Below are 18570 nucleotides of genomic sequence, written 5' to 3' on the forward strand. Positions count from 1 at the left end.
AATTGAAGGATCAAATAATGAATAAGAATTTAAATAAAAGTCTATTAGCATTAGTGATAAGCGGTATTTTATCGAGCCATGCTAGCGCTGCAATAACCGATATTATTATCAGTGAATATTTAGAAGGTTCGGGTGATAATAAAGCGATAGAATTAACGAATACTGGCACAAGTAACTACACCTTTCCAAGCAATATCGAATTGCAATATAGTTCTTATAATAATCAAGTTCGTAATCCTGCTGGTGATAATGTACTTGAAGGTGTCACGATTCCTGCTAATTCAACATTAGTTATTTATAATAGTGGGTCAGATACCGCATTATCAGAAGCCATTGCAAGCAGTGCAACAAGTGTTATCGCTGCGACGTACGATGAACAATCATTTAATAGTTTAAGTTTTAATGGTGATGATAAAGTTTCTCTTATCAATACTGATACTAATACTACCTACGATATTATCGGTATAGATGGAACTTATTGGGGCTCTGGGCAAACATTGCGTCGTAGATTTGTAGAGGGGAATTCAATACCGACTCAATCTGCAATTTACAAAGCAGCAGATTGGGAAGACTTCGGTGAAGATGTATATGATGATCTTGGAACGGCAAGTTACTCAGAATATCAAGAAGTCGTTGCTTCTACATGTTCGTTAGATACGCAAACAACAATTGCAGAAGTGCAAGGTACAGGCACATCTTCTCCATTGATCACAAGTGGCTTTACCACTGCAGAATCTTACAATATCACGGGTATTGTGACGGCTGTAACGACTTACCCTGAAAAAGGGTTTTATATGCAAGATGTTGCGCCAGATGGAGATGAACTGACCTCTGATGGCATCTTTGTTAGCACTGCTAACGCAAGCGATGACATGATCGGCACTACCGTTTGTGTAACGAGCACAGTAACTGAATCTTATAATTTAACGCAGCTTGAAACTGATGAGTGGGATACCGTTGATGCAACATCATCGGTACCAGCGGCAACGGATATCGAAATGATTGCTGCCGATGGTGATTCATTTAATGCAACATTAGAACGTTATGAAGGCATGTTAGTTAATTTACCTGAAGATATTGATGTCAATACTAGTGGTAATCAAGACATGCGCGTCTCAAAAACATTTGGTTTTAATTACGATACATTCCGTAACGATATGAGTCTATCTTATCAACGACCTAATTTAAATCCTACACAAGAAAATGTTCCTGGAAGTGAGGATATTTTGGCCGCCATTGCTGAAAATAATGATTATCGTTTGGTGATAGAAAGTAGTACCAAAGCAGCTGATGGAGAAATTCCTTACTATTCAACTTTCAGTTCAGATCCTGCTAATAACTACATCCGTGTTGACGATAGTGTTATTGGTATGGAGGGTGTTATTACTTATAGTTTCAGTAATTTTAACCTAGTGGTTACCAATGAGTTATATAGCAACAACTTTGTACATAATACAGATAGACGCTCATCACCAGATTTAAGTACAACGACTGAAAATGGTCATTTCTCTATTACAGTTGGAACAAAAAATGTTTTAAACCTATTTAACTCGCCATACGGTGGAGAGACTAACTCACATGGTGAAAACCGTGGTGCAGATGACGAAGCTGAATATCAAAAACAATTAGCTAAGTTAGTATCAGCTATTACAGGTCTTGACGCTGATATTGTAGGCTTGATGGAAATTGAGAATAATGGTTTTGGCAACGACAGTGCTATTCAAGCATTTGTTGATGCGATTAATGAAGAATATTACGATGAAGACCCTAAAGATGAAGATAGTGCGGTATCTACAAGTAACCGTTACGTTTTTGTTGGATATGACTCTAACGGTGACTTAGTACTTGATGAGTCTGATTCTTTAGGTTCAGATGCTATCACGACGGGGTTATTATATCGTCCATCTAAAGTCAGCATTGAAAGTATGAGAGTTATCTCTATGCCAGAACAGCACGCACCAGTTGTGGTGAATAGTGCTAATACGGTAATGAAAGATAGCAGTGGTGCCGTACTTGAAAGTGGTGATAACTATCAACGAGAAACAATCGCAGCTACCTTTAAAGTTAACAATACAGGCAAAACATTAACGGTTGCTGTTAACCACTTTAAATCTAAAGGTTCAACTTGTTGGGAAGAGTGGGATGGTGTTGAATTTGGTGATGAAAGCACATGGTCAGATGATGCACCTGATGAAGATTTACAAGGTGCTTGTGAAAACCTACGTGTTGCCGCAGCTGTACAGCTAGGTGAAGAGCTTGAAGGGCTAGGTGGTGACCGTATTATTGTTGGTGACTTAAATTCTTACGGTCAAGAAGATCCTCTTTTAGTGCTAACTGAAAATACAACAGGCAAAACCATTACTACTGCTCGTGATACGTTCATTGGTGATAAACCTCAGTTTACAGTGGCTGGTACCCCTCAAAAAATAACTAAAACCTATAGTTACATCAATACTATTACCTTAAAAGATGCAGAAAAAGGTCAATCAAGTTGGAGTTATTCTTACAATGATGAAATTGGTTCTCTTGACCATATATTAATTAGTCCTTCATTAGAAACACGCTTAATAGACGCAGTTGACTGGCACATTAATGCACCTGAATCCTCTCTATACGACTATAACACTGAATATAAAGGTGATGATTATGAGAATTTCTATGTTGATGACGAGTACCGTTCATCGGATCACGATTCAGCAATTATGTCATTAAGCTACGAATATGGAGAAGTGGGAGAAGGCGAGCCTGTTTACCTTACAATTAGCAGCAGTGCGGTCGATGTGCCTTATGTGCTTGAAGAAGGTGCTTTAATTGGTGATGTTGCACAAATTCAATTATCTTCATCAACCGATATGAGTGATGTGGTTCTACCAAATGTGATTATTACTGAAGATAATCAGTCATTAGTTGAAATTGAAGTTTATGGTCTAGATGCAGGAACTTACACTGCAAAAATGACATTAACACGTGATGCAGAAGTGATGTCTGAATTTACAAAAACGATGTCATTTGAAGCGGCTTCTAAAGATTCCTCGACTGCAAATGTTGCACCTGCTGAACAGTACGATGGTTCTGGTGGTGGCTCATTCGGTATATTTGGCCTTATCTCATTATTAGGCTTGGGTTTCTTACGTCGCTTTAAAGCGCAGCTATAACTAAATTCGAATCTAATCATTATAACGATGGTACTTACATTCATTGCGCTTTTACATTAGTTTAAAATACGCTTGTTGTAAGTGCTGTTGTTTTTATGATGATTAACGATGAATGATTAAATGGAATTTAAAGAGAGATATAATGGATAATAAATTAAAAAAAACAGCACTATGTTTATTGGTGCTAGGAAGCCTTACTGCCTGTAATAGTGATGATTCATCAACGGTTTCTAGTAACGATTATATAACCGTAGTTCAAGAAGTTGAAGAAACGGTAGAAGATCTAAGCGAAGATACTGATTCAGTAGTCACAGAAGGTAATTTATTACTGAATAGTGATTTTGAAAGTTGGACAGATGGATTACCTGACGGTTGGACCATCATTGATGATGGGATTAGTGTTGCACAGAGTACGACTATTTACTATACAGATGAAACTTCAACTTTTGCTATTGGTGAAAATTCAGCAGCAATAACAGTGACAACTGAAACACAAGGCGATACTGATTTCCGTCAATCAATTGATGTCGTTTCTGGTACAACCTACCTATTTAGCACATGGATATATCATACGGAAGGCATGATCAGTGCTCGATTATATGTTGATGGTTACCAAGGGTATTCTGATGCAGATTTAGTTAATCAGTGGCAAGAGGTGACTTATAGCTACGCTGCTGATGAAGATAAAAGTATTGAAGTTGGCTTACGTTTTTATGATCAAACTGGGTTTGATGGTGAAGAAATTGTTTACGTAGATAATTTCTCATTTTCATCTGATACGGTCGAAACAACGACTGATGAGACTGCAGAAGAAGAAATAATAGAGGAAGAAGAAGCATCAGAAGTAGTCGCTGAAGAAGAGACAACAGATGAGACCGTCACAGAGGAATCTGATGGTAATTTGTTAGTTAATGGTGACTTTGAAAGTTGGTCTACATCTTTACCTGATGATTGGACAACTATCGACAGTGATATTAGTGTTTCACAAAATACGACTATTTATAATGAAGGTTCATCTTCTGCAGAAATATCTGTCAATAGTGGCACACAAGGTAGTACTGACCTTCGTCAATATATTGATGTTACTGAAGGAACAACTTATACCTTTTCAACGTCGGTTTACCACACCGATGGCTTAATAAAAGCGCGTTTATACATCGGTGGTGATTATGGAACTTATTCAGATAATACTGTGTTAAGTGGGTGGCAAGAGGTGACTTATAGTTACACTGCGACTGCTAGTGAAAGTATCGAAGCTGGAATTCGTTTTTATGATCAAACTGGTTATATTGATCCTGAAATTGTATATATTGACGGTTTCTCAGTCATTGCTGACTCGAACTCTAGTTCAGATACGAGTACTTACTATGCAAGTGCTGCTGATTTAACGGGCCTTGAATTAAAAACAGCACTGTATAATATTATTAAAGACCATACGACGAAAACCTATAGTAACTTATGGGACTTTATGAGCACCAATTCATTAGATGTTTACTATGAAAATGATGGCACTATTTTAGATATGTACTCTGAAAACCCATCAAGCTCAGATACTTATAACTATACACCTGTTACAGATCAGTGTGGTAATTACTCTGGTGAAGGTAGCTGTTATAACCGTGAACACTCTTTCCCGAAAAGTTGGTTTGATGACCAATACCCAATGTACACAGATATCCACCACCTTTTTGCAACGGATGGTTATGTGAACGGTAAACGTAGTAATTACCCTTATGGTGTTGTTGGTACAAGTACATTTGTATCAGACAATGGCAGTAAAGTTGGCTCTGCAAGTAGTGATTTAGGTTACTCTGGTACCGTATTTGAGCCGATTGATGAGTTTAAAGGTGATTTTGCTCGTGCTTATTTCTACATGGCAACACGTTATGAAGATATCATTTCGACATGGGAAGTTAACTCTGATTCTGCAGATGCTGTGTTAGATAGTAGTTCTGATTATGTGTTTGAGGAATGGGTTATTACTATGCTGAAAACCTGGAACGAGAATGATCCTGTGAGTCAAAAAGAGTTAGATCGTAATGAAGCGGCTTATGAGTTCCAAGGAAATCGTAATCCATTTATTGACCACCCTGAATATGTTAATGAAATTTGGGCTGATTAATCTCATTGTAAGGGAGTTACCTTTATTTAAAGGCAACTCTCTTAATCAATAAAGATCAAGTAATAGAGATGTAACATGTTAATATTTAAAGCTTATACCTTATATCTCTTCAATTAAACTATTCCGGAGAAAAAATGAAGAACCTTTCTAAAAGCCTTTTAGGTCTTGCAATGGTGGTTGCACTTAGCTCAACATCTTTTGCATCTGAGAAACAATTTACAACTAAAGACTTAAATCAAGAGTCAGTATTAGCGCTTTCATGGGTACAAAATTCAGCTGAATTTACAGCGCTTTCTTACCAAGCATTTAACCTTGCTAAATTAAGATGGGATATGGATAAGCAAGAAGGCAAAAAAGCGATTGTTGTTGATGTTGATGAAACTATCATTGATAACAGCCCATACAACGGTGGTTTAATTGATAAAGACTATGGTTATAGTGGTGATACGTGGAAAGCGTGGAGTGAAGATAAAAGTGCAACAGCAATGCCTGGCGCTGTGGATTTTTTGAATTATGTCGTTGAAACAGGTGGTGATGTTTTTTATGTTACTAACAGAAAATCGATGCCTGAAAAAAATATGGACCTGAAACAATCAACGATGGAAAACTTAAAAGCATTAGGTTTTCCACAGGTTGACGAGAAGCATATGATGCTTAGAACAGGCACATCAAAAAAACAAGAACGACGTGATAGTGTGACAGGAATGGGCTATAAAATTGTGTTGTTAATGGGCGATAACCTAGCGGATTTCGATGCTGCTTTTGATGGCGATACAATGGAAGGTAGAAGTAAAGCTGTTGAAACTCATAAAATGAGTTTTGGTGATAAGTTCATTGTATTACCTAATCCAATTTATGGTGCATGGGAAGCGGCTGTTTATGGTGGTGGAAAATGGTACAAAAAGTCTCCACAAGAAAAGTCAGCGCTTAGGAAGAGTACATTAAGAAAGTTTGAGTTTGAAAAATAATTAATGGTGACTTAGGTTATATCTAAGTTCAAGCTGATCGCAAAAAGCCTAATGTAAAATATTAGGCTTTTTGCTTTTTAACGAATAGAGATTATTTTTGAAATTGTTGTGATTATACCAATCACACGAATTAACATCTTTTAGTTAATCTTCGAAAGGCCTCAATTTACGCCTTAAACTAAGTCATTTTTCCTGCACAAAATTTAGAACACTTATTTAATGTAATCGGTATTACTTTTCTAATGAGTTTTTAAAAAGTGGACTTTAAAAAGAAGAGGTTAATAGCATCTTATGTAAGCGCTCTAAAGCAATAGGGCTCGCCTTTAAAGTCAGTAGAACACCATCCTCTTTATATTGCTCATCGATAACCTGCATTTTACTGTGTATTTCACCCATAATCCCACTAGCTGTATAAGGGATATTAAAACAAGCTGAACACATTTTTTTCTCTAAAAACACTTGAATTTGCTGGTGGACCATGGCCACATCATTTTTATCTCGAGTGCTTATTTGTAGCGCATCAGGGTATTGCTCTAATAATGTCAATTGTTGCTCTTCTGTTAAGCAATCAACTTTATTCAATATTAATAATTTATTATTGAAATCTACATTGAGTTCGCCTAGGACTTGATCAACGACAGCAAGTTGAGAAACAAAATTTGGATCAGAAGCATCAACAACATAAAGCAATAAAGAAGCTTCTTTTGCTTCTTCTAGTGTAGAGTGAAACGAGGCCACTAAATCATGTGGTAATTTTTTAATAAAACCGACAGTATCAGAAATTAAAATTCGCGGTTGAGTAGCGGGTTGTAAGGTACGAACCGTGGTGTCTAATGTTGCAAAGAGCTTATCTTCAACTAGTACATCAGAATCTGTTAGGGCGCGCATTAAAGAAGATTTACCAGCATTAGTGTAACCAACTAATGCAACACACAATTGTTCAATACGACCACTACGTCTGCCTTGCATTTCTTTTTGTAGCTTTTGAATTTCTTTTTTTATATCGGCTATTTTATCGCGAATACGACGACGATTAATCTCAAAAGCGGTTTCCCCTATCCAACGACCTTTTTGACGTTCTCTATCACCGCTGTTTTCATCGCGTACTCTTGGTGTTAAGTAATTAAGACGTGCTATTTCTACTTGTAACTTTGCTGTTCGAGTACGTGCATGTTTACTAAAAATTTCGATAATGATACGCGTACGATCGTAAACTTCTACACCTAATGCGGCTTGCACGTTATGCAGTTGATTTGGACTTAATTCACAGTCAAAAACGACCACGTTAGCTTGTTCTTTAATCTCTGACGATGTTATTAAGTCATTTAATTCATCTTGGTCAAAGTCAACTGATTCGAACTTATCTGTTGTTTCATTTTGCTCCGGTAGTTCATCATCATTGGTTAGTGCAGCCAGCTCTTCCAATTTTCCTGATCCTAATACAGATAACTGTTTAGTGGATCGTTGACGTTGTGTTTTACTACCGACAACAGAAAAGCCTAAAGTATTCACTAAGCGGCCCAATTCAGACAATGATTCATCTACTTCTTGCTGAGTGACATTAGGTGTACGGATAGAAATTAGCAGGGCGCGGGTCGTTGTATCTTCTGTGGTCGCGATTGACATTGAATGCTCATATTACTTAAGGAGTTATAGGTGCATCCTACGCTGTTGTGATGTGCTTATATATCTATTTCAAAACACTTTTGATTGCTTAGATGGTAAGCCATTGGTTTATCTTATGTTGGCGAGGTATTTTTAGATAGGTGCTTTAAATACAAAAGTACTTTAAATACACAAGAACTTTTAAATAAAAAACCGCTAATAAAAAAGCACTATCAATGTGATGTTTGATAGTGCTTAGGATGTCTTTATACTGATATTTTACAATGAAATTCATATATATTTTATTGTAAAAAGTTAATAACTCTTATTGATATATCTAGTGCGTTACTTTCAAGTCGTAAAATGTTGCTTGAACGTAATCTTTTGCATCACCGGTTTTGTTTTGGTTGTATACACCCGCTTTGAAGTACATGTATTGACCACCTACATCATATTTACTGTTAGACATATCAACTGTTTTAGTCGTATCAGCTTTACCTGGACGCATAATAGTGACGGCTAGTTCATGGCCAGTTACTTTAATACGGTAACTAAATTTCTCACCTAGCTCAATACCATCTTCTGGTTCTGCTGGTGTTGCATCTTGATTCCAATAATTAGGTAATGAGTTACCAATGATATCAACCCATTGTTCATCTGCTTCACTATTAGGTTCATGAGCAAAGTAAATTGACCCTTTTTGATGGTTAGGCAGTTTACGGTAATAAAGACGTACTGGTTCATCATCATTTGCATGAATTTGACCAATGATCACTCGCCCTTGTTGCCAGCTAACACCGGTTGTCGTTACGTGATTAACCGCTAATGTTGCTTCTAATGTGCCATCAACGCCACCTGCATTTTCTTGGTCTGATGTTGGCGCTGTTGAAAATACCCAGTTATTACCGCCAACGCCTTTTGTATTGTAAGACGTATTACCACGGCGCATCATTTCACGTAATTCTGATCGTGTGTATTTTGTGTTTTTTGAGGTTTTAGCACCTTTAACTGGAGACTTAAAAACCATGCCGCCATCTTGAGCTAGGTAGAAGAAGTTTTCATCAGAATAACCACCGGCTAAGGCTTTTTCTTTTATTTGATCTGACTTTCCGTTGCCATCTGCATCGACAGGGACACTGATTGTCCAACCTAATAAATCAAACTGGCTTGCAGGAGAGGCTGCCTTAGATTGTATAGATTGTGCGTTGTCAGAAGCTGTATTCGCACAGCCTAATAAAGCAAAAGAGCAAGCTAATGCAGCTAGTTTAAAAACCTTATTATTTACAGTAGCAAATGTGCTTTTATTTAACATGAATTTACCTATAAGTTGTTGTTAGTCACAAAATGATATCACTACCAATATAAAACCTAACTTGCTTTAAGTAGATATGATGACTGCGTAGCAGTTCAGCGAAATTTGACACGAATTAATTCGGACATACTTCACATAATGTAAAATATTTTATTAAATAGTTTACATTTAACGTCATTTTTTAACTTTTAATTTATCGAGAATACGTGTTTATTTCACTTCTTCTTTTAATTTATTGTCATACATATCGTTACTTTTTAACTTTAATCGCTATTAAAATCGTTTTATTAATTTTCTGTAATGGCTGATGTTTATGGGAGTAAATGAGGTGAATAGCCTTATTTAAAATAGATGCTTTATCAATCTCAAGGCTAGCAGCCGTTAACTTGTTTTTTATTATGTTCAATTAATTAAATGACTGCTTCTTCATTATAAATTTAAGTAAAAGTGATAAAGGTCTGATTTTTATATCAGTAAGCGTGAGCAGTGTCATACTGAAATACTTTATTATTGTAATACTTAATACACTTTGTAAGATGCTCTTGTTGTTACAGATCATTGAACAGTTTTCACTCAGTATTGCAATAGCCGTTATCGCGATTAACGATTAAACCGATTGTTGTAAAATAGATATTTTATTAAGGAAATGAAAATAATGAAAAAGATATTAATACCTTTATTGACTACATTACTTCTCACACCAAGCGTGTATGCAAAAACGTTGAATCTTGGTCATGCTATGTCATTAGAAAGTGCTGCTCACCAAGGCATGGTGATTATGGCTGATAAAGTGAAGGAGAAGTCTAACGGTGATTTAACTATCCGTATTTTCCCGAATGGCCAACTTGGTTCTGAACGTGATCAAGCTGAGCAAGTGGTGACGGGAGCAATTGATATGGCTAAAATCAACGGTGGTTTAGCAGAATCTTTCGAACCAACGTTTAAGGTTAATGCACTGCCTTTCTTATTCCGTGATGTTGCACACATGAGAAAATTCATGAAAAGTGACATAGCTGAAGAGATGCTAGTTTCAAGTAAAGGTAAGGGGTTTATTGGCCTTACATTTTATGATTCAGGTACACGTAGTTTTTATGCTAAAAAAGCAATTAATTCACCAGCTGACTTAGCAGGAATGAAAATACGTGTTCCAGGGTCTCCAACAATGATGGAAATGGTAAATTTATTAGGTGGTAAAGCGACGCCTGTTCCATTCAATGAAGTTTACACTGCTTTGCAGCAAGGCGTAATTGATGGTGCAGAGAATAATATTTCTAGTTTAGTTGAAATGAAACACAGCGAAGTTGCTAAATTTTACTCAATGGATCAGCATTTAATGACACCTGATGTCATTATTATTTCAGAAAATGCATTTAATTCACTAACACCAGAAGAGCAAAAAATATTAAAAGAAGCGGCAGCAGAGTCTCTTGATGAGCAAATCAAAATCTGGGACGAAACTGACAACATGAACAAAGAAAAAGGCATCAAAGCTGGCGTAACATTTGTTGAAGTGGATAAAGCCCCATTCCGAGCAGCTGTTAAACCTATGATTGATGAAGCTAAAAAAGATTCTAAATTAGCGCCTTTCATTGAGAAAATTGAAGCACTTTAATTAGTATTAGTAAAAATATAATTTTGCTCTGGCCTTGCTAGGGCAAAATTTTTTGAGGTATAACTGCATGTTAACATCTTTTAGAAACCTACTTGATAAGTCGATTCTATTTATTTCTTCCTTTGCATTAATGTTGTTGGTCGCCACTGTCACTTGGCAAGTTTTTAGTCGTTATGTGTTAAATGACCCAAGTAGCTGGACTGATGAACTTGCTCGCTATGCGATGGTATGGCTTGGATTATTAGGTGCCAGTTATTTGTTTGGTATTAAAGGGCACTTAGCGATAACGTTATTAGATGGTTACCTTAAGGGAAAAGCAAATATAGCATTACAATTACTCATTAACGGGATCTCTTTTACATTTGTTTCTTTAGCAATGCTTAAAGGTGGGCTTGCACTGATGGGAAGAACCACACAACAATTATCTCCTGCATTGCAATTACCAATGTCTACCGTTTATTCAATATTACCTATTTCAGCCGTTATTATTCTCATTTATTTGGCATTAAATACGCTTGAACTTTTTTGTAAATCGAACAAAAAATAAATTTTAAAAGGACTTTTATTATGGACTTGTCCATTGGTGTTTGGCTGCTAGGCCTATTTTTATTCATGATTGCGATAAGCATGCCGATTGCCATTGCCATTGCAATGTCATCTTTGACTATCATGTATTTCATTTTACCGTTTGATGTGGCAAGTATTACTGCGGGTCAAAAAATCATTACCGGTATTGATAGTTTCAGTTTATTGGCGATCCCTTTCTTTATTCTTGCAGGGAATATAATGAATGTGGGCGGTATCGCTGGTCGACTTATCAACCTTGCAAAACTCATGGTTGGTTGGATCCCTGGTTCGCTTTTACACGTTAACATCTTCGCTAATATGATGTTTGGTGCAGTTTCTGGTTCAGCCGTCGCTGCTGCTGCTGCGGTTGGTAAGACATTAGGTCCAGAACTCGAAAAAGAAGGTTATGATAAAAACTTAGCGACAGCCGTTAATGTTGCTTCATGTCCTGCTGGTCTGCTTATTCCACCAAGTAACTCATTAATCGTATTCTCAGTTGTATCGGGTGGAACATCTGTTGCGGCACTATTTATCGCAGGTTATGTACCAGGTATTCTAATGGGATTAAGCTGTATGGTTGTTGCTTATTTTATCGCTAAAAAGAAAGGCTACAAAACAAGTGCTAATGATGGTTACACTATTAAAGATGTATTGAGAATTGTTTGGCAAGCCACGCCAAGTTTAGGACTTATTTTTGTTGTTATTGGCGGTATTATTGGCGGTGTATTTACTGCAACAGAAGGAGCATGTATCGCTGTTTTGTATTCTTTTGCTTTGTCACTCTGTTACCGAACACTTAAATGGTCACACTTTTCAATCATTTGCAAAGAAACAACACAGATCACCGGTATTATGCTGTTCTTGATTGGCGCATCAACCATCATGTCATGGGCAATGGCCTTTACTGGTTTACCAACAATGATCAGTGATTGGATGTTATCCATCTCTGATAATCCTATTATTATCTTCATTCTGATGAATGTGATTTTGTTGATTATTGGTATGTTTATGGACTTAACACCAGCGGTACTGATTTTTACACCAATCTTTATGCCTATCGCAACAACATTAGGTATGGATCCTATTCACTTTGCAATGATGCTTATATTTAATCTATGTATCGGAATAGCGACACCACCAGTGGGCACTGCGTTATTTGTGGGTTGTAGTGTCAGCGGGTCTAAGATTGAAGATGTAATAAGAAGTATTATGCCATTTTGTGCTGTCTTGATAGTGACTTTATTGCTAATTACATTCATTCCTGAAATTAGTTTATTCCTTCCTCGATTCTTCGGGTTAATCTCATAGTTTTTTAAACTTAAAAGATTTATTTCTAGCAAAGTCTCACTTCTAACAAAAGCTAACCATTTATGGTTAGCTTTTTTGTGTTTTTTAAAAAGTAAGTGTTAGGATGGAAAGAGATAATTTACCTAGAATGGTATAGATTTTAAATCTTACATAGTCGAGATCCTCTGAAAGCTTTGATATACCTTACGGTTATTAATGTAGTTGATTTTTATAGTTAAGAAGTAATCTAATTCTTTAACTTTAATAATATAATTATTTGCTTTTAACTTTACAATTATTTCGCTAATTAAGAAGGCGGCAATCAATTAAGTAAATATACTTAGCAGACTGCAATATTTACTAGTGCAACCTATATCAAGGAATTAAGATATATATGAATAAATTAAATTTACTTCAAAAATTGTTATTACTCACCTTATTACCACTGATCTTCATATTAACTTTACTGTCATCTATCTCTTATTCTCTAGAAAAAGAAGGACTCACTAATAATATATCTGAATTTCGTCAGGCTCTATTGAAAGAAAGAAAGCGAGAGTTAAAAGAAATCACTGAAGTTGCTTCTGGAATTGTTTCGTACCAAATGTCGTTACCTAATCAAGGTGATATAGAAGGAGCTTTACGCGATATCCGTTTTGGTGTGGCAGGGTATTTTTATATTTATGACACAAGCGGAAAGAATATTTTTCACGCCGTGAAACCTGCATTACAAGGTAAAAATTTAATTGATTTGAAAGATACCAAGGGTAATAACATTATTGTGGGCTTATTGGATGCGGCGCAAAAAGGAGATGGTGTTTATTCCTTTTATTTCCAAAAACCAGGCTCTTCAACCCAGTTTGAAAAGTTAGGTTTTGCAGCCATGATCCCTAATACAAATTGGATGATCGGTACAGGTGCTTATATCGATGATATCGAAGAATCAATTAATGAATATTCAGCTTCAGTAACAAAAAGCTTTAATGAAAAAATATGGTTAATTTTATCAATTTCAATTGCTTTAATTATCCTTACTACTGTGATTATATTCTTCGTTGCAGCGCGAATGGTTAAACCTATTAAACGTATGGCCGATAACTTAAATGATATTGCACAAGGCGAAGGAGATTTAACGCAACGACTTGATATACATGGCCATGATGAAATATCGCAATTAGGTAGATCGTTTAATCTATTTGTTGATAAATTAAGAAATACGATTGCTGATATCAGTATCGCAACAACCGGGATTAATAAAGCAGGTCTCGATATGAATCATCAAAGCACTGAGATTGCGTCACAACTTCACCACCATAACGATCAAACGGATCAGGTTGTATCTGCAGTGACTGAAATGTCATCTACAGCGAGCGAAGTGGCGAGCAATACAAACCAAGTTGCAGAAGCCACTCAAGCGGTATCAATAGATGTAATGCATGCTCAAGAATGTGTTGAAACCTCATTAACTGAAGTATCTGCGCTAGTAGAAGAAATAAATGGTGCGGTAACAAGTATGAATGCTTTAAGTGAGCAGTCTCAGAAAATTAACCAAGTCTTAACTGTGATTGGTGCTATTGCCGATCAAACTAACTTATTAGCATTAAATGCTGCGATTGAAGCGGCACGAGCTGGTGAGCAAGGCAGGGGATTTGCCGTCGTTGCGGATGAAGTCAGAAGTTTAGCAAGTCGTACCCAAAAAAGTACACTTGAAATCAATGAAATGCTTGAAGAATTACATCGATTAGTTGGATTGTCAGTGAATGCTATGTCGTTAAGCCAAGAACGAAGTGTACGTTCTGTAGATTCATCGAAAACCATTTCACAAAGCTTACTTTCAGTAACCTCATCTATTACTTCAATTAATGACATGAGTACTCAAATTGCGACAGCGACCACAGAGCAAAGTTCTGTTACAGAAGAGATAACCCGTAATGTTTATGAGATTCAAAATATTGTTAACTCATTAACCTCAAGCAGTATTGAAGCTGAAAAAATAGCCAGTGATGTACTTTCTGAAGGTGGTAAGTTAGAAGGACTTGTTGGTCAGTTTAAAATATAAAAGTTGAAGCGATAATTTAAATTAAGAGTACATCTCTGAGGCAATCAGTTACGTACTCTTAATTATGTATTTTCAGTTACGTTAAAGCTTAATATGCTGGTTAAATATCGATAAAAACTCATCTTTACGATGGCTTACTAATAACATAGTACTATGTTGTTGGCTGGCTAAATGCTCTAAAAAGTTAAGCACTCTATGCCTGTTTAATTCATCTAATCCCTGTGTTGGTTCATCTAAGATTAACAAATAAGGTGACTTAACTAATGCTCTCGCAATTAACGCTAGTCGTTGCTCTCCGTAACTTAAACTTTGAAATGCGCTTTTTTGCTGTGCGAGTAATCCTATTTTATCTAACCATTGGCGTGCAATTTTAATATGGTACGGGCTAGGCTGCTGATACATGCCGATTGAATCATAAAAGCCAGATACAACTACAGTTAATAAATCACTACTGACACGGTATTGACGATGTAACTCTGAGCTAACAATTCCCATATGTTCTTTAACTTGCCAAATTGTTTCACCAGAGCCTCTTTTAAAACCCAATACGTTAATATCGTTGCTATAACATTGAGGGCAATCACCGGTAATTAATTGCATTAAGGTCGATTTGCCACTGCCATTAGGGCCGGTGATCAAAGTATGTTGCAGTGGTTTTATTTCTACATCTAAGTTTTTAAAGACATTCACACCATTATAATGAACAGTCCCTTTGTTTAACTTAACTAAGTAAGGATGATCGAAATCGGATAACTCATGCATATTTTCAGGCCAGTCTGTTTCATCGGGTACTGGGCTTAATAAAGCATCTAATTGTTTTTTTGTTTCAGCATCTTCAAGTTGGCCGATAACATCAAATCGACCACGTTCAATAAATGCAATGTTATTACACCATTTTGGAATATCTTGTCGATTACTTAACATCAATAAAATGCTAACACCATTTTTAGAGAGACGTTCTAGAGCAATAGACAGCGCCTCGCAGGAAGCAACATCTAAACTATCAAAAGGATTATCACACACTAAAAGTTCAATACCGCTAAAAATGGCTTGCAGGATGAGTAACTTACGGCTTTCACCTGTACTGAGTTGTAAATAACCAGTATCTAGACGATGGCTTAGACCAAACTCATGGATAAGTGGATCATTCCATTTATCTTTAGGTAGAAAGTCTTTGGCTTTAGTGGCTGCCTCATTAACTTCTACATAATCAGGTGCTTCTGCATGTAACGCGTTTTCATAGGTCTTTTGTTGTGCCTCAAAGGAAATCATCCCTATTTTTTTTTCATCAGGTAAGGTTAATTGCTTAAATTGGGTAGGCTTGAAAGTACCTGTTAGCAATTGATCTAGGTATTGTTTCCCAGAACCATTTCTGCCTAAAACACACCAGCTTTCATTTTCAAGTAATTGCCAGTGATTAATTGTTAACTTGTCATGTTCTAAATTTATAATATTTATCATTAGATTTGCCAGATTGATGATCGAGGAGGTGGTTTATTCTGTCATAAGTATTTGTAATAAATAAGTGATAAGTGTCAATTTTAGTATTTAACCTCAATTCTGGTTAATGAAAGCGGAATTATATTTAAAGTCATAAAGTGCTATTTTTTACTAATCAGTGCCGTTAGTTTTGCGTCGTTCAAAGCGAATTATTGAAGCAATAACGGGCTATTGAAAAATAATGTAACACAGAAATTCGCAGAAATAGCGGTATTGCATCGCTTTGCTTATCCAGAACTGAGGTTATTTATTTAGTGACGAAAATTGAGGCTAAAAGAGGGGATATCGAACGTGAGTTGTGAATGCGTTGATTAACGTTTTTAGGCCTATACTTTAGCTTGATTTCATATAAGTAGCTATTTAGTGTAGTATAGAATCGTTTTAACTAAATGATTCATAATAAATTTAACAATTAATAAGGATATTAATATGCGTAAGATTATCTCGTCTTCTATTCTATTGGCATGTGCTTCTTTCACTATGCCGGCTGTCGCAAGTGAATGTGGCAAAGTCACCATCGCTGACATGAGTTGGAGTTCTGCAACATTAATCGCTAATGTAGACCGTTTTATCCTTGAGCATGGTTTCGACTGTGACGCAGAATTAGTACCTGGTGACACACAAGCAACAGGTGCATCGATGATTGAAAAAGGTCAACCAGACCTTGCTCCTGAATTCTGGAGTAACGCAATGCGTGAAGCATTGAATAAAGGTGTCGAAGAAGGCCGTATTCGTTATGCAGGTACCACATTAACAGATGGCGGTGAAGAAGCATTTTGGGTTCCAGCTTACATGGTAGAAAAAGATCCAACATTAGCCACACTCGCTGGTGTTAAAGCCAATGCTAAGCTATTTAAACATCCAGAAGATCCAACAAAATCAGGTTTCATGGGCTGTCCAGCTGGCTGGAATTGTCAAATTTCAACAAAAAATCTATATGAAGCAATGAATCTTGAAGAAGCTGGTTTTGAATTGTTAGATCCAGGTTCAGGTGCCGGCCTTTCTGGTTCGATTGCTAAAGCGTACGAACGTGGTGAAGGGTGGTTTGGTTACTACTGGGCACCAACCTCTGTGCTAGGTAAATACAAAATGGTTAAAGTTGACTTAGGTTCAGGTATTGATGAAGAACATTTCAAAAATTGTATTACGCAAGAAGATTGTTTAGATCCAAAAGTGACTATGTACCCACCTTCAATCGTTGAGTCAGTTGTGACTGAAAGCTTTGCTAAAAGAGCGCCTGAAGTAATGGAATACCTTGCAAAACGTGAATTTAAAAATGCACAAATGAACGTATTATTAGCTTGGATGGAAGATCAACAAGCTGATGGGGAATACACTGTTGAGCACTTTTTAACAAATTACGAAAGTACTTGGACGCAGTGGGTTGACGCGCCAACAGCATCAAAAATTAAAAAAGCATTAGCAGCACTTTAATTACATAACTCCCCAAGCCCAGTTTATCTGGGCTTTTTCATTTTAGGAGACAAATAACATGTCAGACAAATCATGGTTGTCGGAAATTCCGCAACTTGATCGCCACCAATTATTAGACTTTAGAAAAACACTAGATGGTGCCTACCGCAGCTTCTCTCGAGAGTACGGAGACAGCATCGAATCTTTCTTTGATCCTCTTCTTAGCTTTCTTATCTGGTTCGAAAAATTATTATTAGCGACACCTTGGTGGTTAGTGATCGCTGTATTAGCGGTTTTTGCTTACGCGATTAGCCGTTCTTGGAAGTTAACAGTCGGTGTTGTGCTTGCCTTTTTCTTGATTGGTTTCTTAGGTATGTGGGAAAATACCATGCGTACCATGAGTATTATTACCGTCTCGACCATGCTCGCCATTATATTAGGTGTCCCTATTGGCGTTTCAATGGCACGTTCGAATCGCGTTCAATCCATCGTTACACCGATTCTCGATGTCATGCAAACCATGCCTGCCTTTGTGTATTTAATACCCGTAGTTATGTTATTAGGTATTGGTAAAATACCAGGCGTCATTGCCGTGATTATCTATGCAATTCCGCCTGTTATTCGCTTAACGAATTTGGGTATCCGACTTGTAGACAAAGAAGTATTAGAAGCCGCTACAGCGTACGGTGCAAGCTCAATGCAGCGACTATTTGGTGTTCAAATTCCTTTAGCGATGCCTAATATTATGGCGGGTATTAACCAAACTATTATGATGGCACTTTCAATGGTGGTTATCGCATCAATGATTGGTGTGAAAGGCTTAGGTCAGCCGGTATTAAAAGCAATTACAAATCAATATTTCACACTGGGTTTATTAAATGGTCTGGCAATTGTGGCCATCGCTATTATTTTTGACCGTCTATCTCAAAGTTACGCGAAACGTACACTGCAAGATTTTGGAGGTCACTAA

Annotated in this window: 12 protein-coding genes; 9 read left to right on the top strand and 3 right to left on the bottom strand. The window is 36.7% G+C overall.

The genetic code is table 11. The annotated features are described in order from the left end of the window. Positions 1-17 precede the first annotated feature (17 nt). The 3 genes from GQR59_RS05905 to GQR59_RS05915 all read left to right on the top strand — a co-directional run bounded on the left by GQR59_RS05905 (position 18) and on the right by GQR59_RS05915 (position 6245). Positions 18-3155 (top strand): ExeM/NucH family extracellular endonuclease, encoded by a 3138-nt coding sequence (locus GQR59_RS05905; protein WP_160061112.1) that lies wholly within the window; start codon positions 18-20, stop codon positions 3153-3155. A gap of 142 nt (positions 3156-3297) precedes the next feature. Next, positions 3298-5277, top strand: a complete 1980-nt coding sequence (locus GQR59_RS05910; RefSeq protein WP_236546669.1) for an endonuclease — start codon at positions 3298-3300, stop codon at positions 5275-5277. A 134-nt stretch (positions 5278-5411) separates the two neighbouring features. Then, positions 5412-6245: a 5'-nucleotidase, lipoprotein e(P4) family gene (locus GQR59_RS05915; RefSeq protein WP_160061113.1), complete on the top strand. Its 834-nt coding sequence runs from the start codon at positions 5412-5414 to the stop codon at positions 6243-6245. A gap of 264 nt (positions 6246-6509) precedes the next feature. On the opposite strand, the gene hflX is transcribed toward GQR59_RS05915, so the two are convergent. Together hflX and GQR59_RS05925 are read right to left on the bottom strand one after the other, a co-directional pair. Continuing rightward, complete coding sequence (gene hflX, locus GQR59_RS05920; RefSeq protein WP_160061114.1) at positions 6510-7871, bottom strand: GTPase HflX; 1362 nt, start codon at positions 7869-7871, stop codon at positions 6510-6512. Positions 7872-8187: 316 nt separating this feature from the next. Then, on the bottom strand, positions 8188-9162 hold the full coding sequence (locus tag GQR59_RS05925) for a polysaccharide lyase family 7 protein (protein ID WP_160061115.1): 975 nt from the start codon (positions 9160-9162) through the stop codon (positions 8188-8190). A gap of 655 nt (positions 9163-9817) precedes the next feature. Between GQR59_RS05925 and GQR59_RS05930 the strand changes: the two genes are divergently transcribed. The 4 genes from GQR59_RS05930 (at position 9818) to GQR59_RS05945 (ending at position 14687) form a co-directional block, all read left to right on the top strand. Then, positions 9818-10774, top strand: coding sequence for a TRAP transporter substrate-binding protein (locus tag GQR59_RS05930; RefSeq protein ID WP_160061116.1), 957 nt, complete (start codon positions 9818-9820; stop codon positions 10772-10774). Positions 10775-10841: 67 nt separating this feature from the next. Next, the gene (locus GQR59_RS05935; protein WP_160061117.1) at positions 10842-11321 is read left to right on the top strand and encodes a TRAP transporter small permease; all 480 of its coding nucleotides are present in this window, start codon (positions 10842-10844) and stop codon (positions 11319-11321) included. 20 nt (positions 11322-11341) lie between these two features. After that, complete coding sequence (locus GQR59_RS05940; RefSeq protein ID WP_160061118.1) at positions 11342-12649, top strand: TRAP transporter large permease; 1308 nt, start codon at positions 11342-11344, stop codon at positions 12647-12649. A gap of 373 nt (positions 12650-13022) precedes the next feature. Then, on the top strand, positions 13023-14687 hold the full coding sequence (locus tag GQR59_RS05945; RefSeq protein WP_160061119.1) for a methyl-accepting chemotaxis protein: 1665 nt from the start codon (positions 13023-13025) through the stop codon (positions 14685-14687). Positions 14688-14768: 81 nt separating this feature from the next. Here GQR59_RS05945 and GQR59_RS05950 read toward each other — a convergent pair whose 3' ends face one another. After that, on the bottom strand, positions 14769-16148 hold the full coding sequence (locus tag GQR59_RS05950) for an ATP-binding cassette domain-containing protein (protein ID WP_160061120.1): 1380 nt from the start codon (positions 16146-16148) through the stop codon (positions 14769-14771). Positions 16149-16616: 468 nt separating this feature from the next. Here GQR59_RS05950 and GQR59_RS05955 point away from each other — a divergent pair, with 468 nt between their 5' ends. Beyond that, a complete protein-coding gene (locus GQR59_RS05955) occupies positions 16617-17621 on the top strand; it encodes an ABC transporter substrate-binding protein (protein ID WP_160061121.1) in 1005 nt (334 codons plus the stop codon). Positions 17622-17679: 58 nt separating this feature from the next. Further along, positions 17680-18570: an ABC transporter permease gene (locus tag GQR59_RS05960; RefSeq protein ID WP_025565281.1), complete on the top strand. Its 891-nt coding sequence runs from the start codon at positions 17680-17682 to the stop codon at positions 18568-18570.

This window comes from Psychromonas sp. L1A2 (assembly GCF_009828855.1).
Lineage (GTDB): Bacteria > Pseudomonadota > Gammaproteobacteria > Enterobacterales > Psychromonadaceae > Psychromonas.

What these genes read in the sequence shown, in the direction of transcription:
- GQR59_RS05905 (WP_160061112.1), top strand. Translation starts at nt 18, where the DNA reads ATGAATAAGAATTTAAATAAAAGTCTATTAGCATTAGTGATAAGCGGT.
- GQR59_RS05910 (WP_236546669.1), top strand. Translation starts at nt 3,298, where the DNA reads ATGGATAATAAATTAAAAAAAACAGCACTATGTTTATTGGTGCTAGGA.
- GQR59_RS05915 (WP_160061113.1), top strand. Translation starts at nt 5,412, where the DNA reads ATGAAGAACCTTTCTAAAAGCCTTTTAGGTCTTGCAATGGTGGTTGCA.
- hflX (WP_160061114.1), bottom strand. Translation starts at nt 7,871, where the DNA reads ATGTCAATCGCGACCACAGAAGATACAACGACCCGCGCCCTGCTAATT.
- GQR59_RS05925 (WP_160061115.1), bottom strand. Translation starts at nt 9,162, where the DNA reads ATGTTAAATAAAAGCACATTTGCTACTGTAAATAATAAGGTTTTTAAA.
- GQR59_RS05930 (WP_160061116.1), top strand. Translation starts at nt 9,818, where the DNA reads ATGAAAAAGATATTAATACCTTTATTGACTACATTACTTCTCACACCA.
- GQR59_RS05935 (WP_160061117.1), top strand. Translation starts at nt 10,842, where the DNA reads ATGTTAACATCTTTTAGAAACCTACTTGATAAGTCGATTCTATTTATT.
- GQR59_RS05940 (WP_160061118.1), top strand. Translation starts at nt 11,342, where the DNA reads ATGGACTTGTCCATTGGTGTTTGGCTGCTAGGCCTATTTTTATTCATG.
- GQR59_RS05945 (WP_160061119.1), top strand. Translation starts at nt 13,023, where the DNA reads ATGAATAAATTAAATTTACTTCAAAAATTGTTATTACTCACCTTATTA.
- GQR59_RS05950 (WP_160061120.1), bottom strand. Translation starts at nt 16,148, where the DNA reads ATGATAAATATTATAAATTTAGAACATGACAAGTTAACAATTAATCAC.
- GQR59_RS05955 (WP_160061121.1), top strand. Translation starts at nt 16,617, where the DNA reads ATGCGTAAGATTATCTCGTCTTCTATTCTATTGGCATGTGCTTCTTTC.
- GQR59_RS05960 (WP_025565281.1), top strand. Translation starts at nt 17,680, where the DNA reads ATGTCAGACAAATCATGGTTGTCGGAAATTCCGCAACTTGATCGCCAC.